This window comes from Synechocystis sp. LEGE 06083 (genome assembly GCF_015207725.1).
Classification (GTDB): Bacteria; Cyanobacteriota; Cyanobacteriia; order Cyanobacteriales; family Microcystaceae; genus Synechocystis; species Synechocystis salina.
Map to the genome: position 1 here is coordinate 1 of NZ_JADEWJ010000400.1, position 2276 is coordinate 2276.

Annotated in this window: 1 protein-coding gene; it reads left to right on the forward strand. The window is 42.2% G+C overall.

Translation table 11 applies throughout. The annotated features are described in order from the left end of the window. A partial coding sequence (locus tag IQ219_RS19085; RefSeq protein ID WP_194073660.1) for a cadherin domain-containing protein occupies positions 1-2276 on the forward strand: 2276 nt, incomplete at both ends.

The window sequence follows — 2276 nt, forward strand, 5'->3', positions numbered from 1 at the left end:
GGGCTGGGAGGGGCAATCTTTATCCGTTCCGGCTCCCTCACCCTGGACAACACAAAATTTGAAGACAACATGGCTACTGGTGGAGTTGGCGCCAATAATGGCCAAGGATTAGGGGGAGCAATTTTTGCCGTTACCGATGGCTTAAAGAATGAAGCCGGGGTTATTACTGCTCCCACAGTGCTTAGCTTGGGAATATTACCCACCTTCACTGGCAACACTGCCCCTGATAATGGTGGCGATAGCGAAGGTAGTACTTACGACGATAACAATATCTTCGGCACGATAGAAATTGTTCCATCCCTTTCCATTAATGACGTGCAGGTTAATGAAGATGCTGGCACAGCCACTTTTATTGTCAGCCTTTCCTCCCCTGCTCTGTCTGGAGGCGTGACCTTCGACATTGCCACTGCCGATAACACAGCAACGGCGGGAGAAGACTACACAGTAACGAACTTGACTGGCCAAACCATTGCTGAAGGGAAATCCACTTACACTTTTGAAGTTGACATTGAAGGCGGCAATCTAGCGGCGTCGGAAGAAACCTTTTTTGTCAATATCACCAATATTACTGGGGCGATCATTGATGATGTACAAGGTATTGGAACTATTATCAACGTTAATGAAGCACCAACGGATGTAATTCTTGACAATAATCAAATTGAAGAAAATATTGATGTTGGTTCTGGTCTGCTGATTGGAACTTTAGATATTACTGACCCCGATGCCACGGGCAACAATAATGTTTTAACCATTGAAGGAACGGATGCTGAAGATTTTGAAATCCGTAACGGCAATCAATTATTCTTTGTCGGTGCCAGTCCAGATTTTGAAACTAAACCAGGCTATGAAATTACCGTCAAAAGCACCGATGATAATGGTGGCTCTCCTTTAGTTTTTACTAAAGATTTAACTATTAATGTAGTTGATGTCAATGAAGTGCCCACAAATATCGCTATTTCTAATAATAAAATAGATGAAAATATCAATACATCAGGTGGGATAAAAATAGCGACTGTTACCATTACTGATCCTGATATTAGTGGCAACAATAATGTTTTAAACGTTGAAGGATCAGATGCCGGAGATTTTGAAATTCGTAATGGCAATGAATTATTTTTCATTGGTCCTAGCCCAGACTTCGAAACTAAACCAAGTTATGAAATTACCATCAAGAGTACAGATGACAATGGTGGCTCTCTTTTGGTTTTTACTGAGAATTTCACCATTACAGTTAACAATCTAGATGAAATAGCCCCTACCATCACATCAGGAGGTATTGCAACGCCTATTGATGAAAACAGCGGAGCCGGTCAAGTAGTTTATACTGTCACGTCCACTGACATAGGGGATATTACCACAGGTTCAACCAGCTATAGCCTCAAGGAAGTTGATGACTTTACTGCCTTCACCATTGACAGCACATCGGGAGCAGTAAAGTTAACTGATAATCCGAATTTTGAAGCGCAATCCAATTATAAATTCACTATAGTTGCGACAGATGCGGCTAACAATACTTCAGAACAAGTCGTCAATTTAACTATCAACAACCTCGATGAAGTAGCTCCTACCATCACATCGAGCGATACCGCAACACCCATTGATGAAAACAGTGGAGCTGGTCAGGTAATTTATCAAGTAACAGCAGATGATAGTGCGGATATCAGTGAGGGAGTAACCTTTGGTTTGAAACCAGGGGATGATGCCGCATCTTTCAGCATTGACTCCACAACAGGGAAAGTTAAGTTAATTGGCAATCCAGATTTTGAAACGCAATCTAGCTATAAATTCACCGTCACTGCTAGTGATGGCGTTAATCCTGCTACGGAGCAATTGGTCAATTTAACTATCAACAACCTCGATGAAGTAGCTCCTATTATTACTTCTGGGAACATTGCAAAGGCAATTAACGAAAACAGTGGAGCTGGTCAGGTAATTTATCAAGTAACAGCGGATGATAGTGCGGATATCAGTGAGGGGGTAACCTTCGGTTTGAAACCAGGGGATGATGCCACATCTTTCAGCATTGACTCCACAACAGGGAAAGTTAAGTTAATTGGTAATCCTGACTTTGAAACGCAATCTAGCTATAAATTCACCGTTACCGCCAGCGACGGTGTTAATTCTGTCACTGAACAAGTAGTTAACTTAGCTATCAACAACCTCGATGAAGTAGCCCCAACTATTACATCGGGCGATACCGCAACACCCATTGATGAAAACAGTGGAGCTGGTCAGGTAATTTACCAAGCAACAGCAGATGATAGTGCGGATATCAG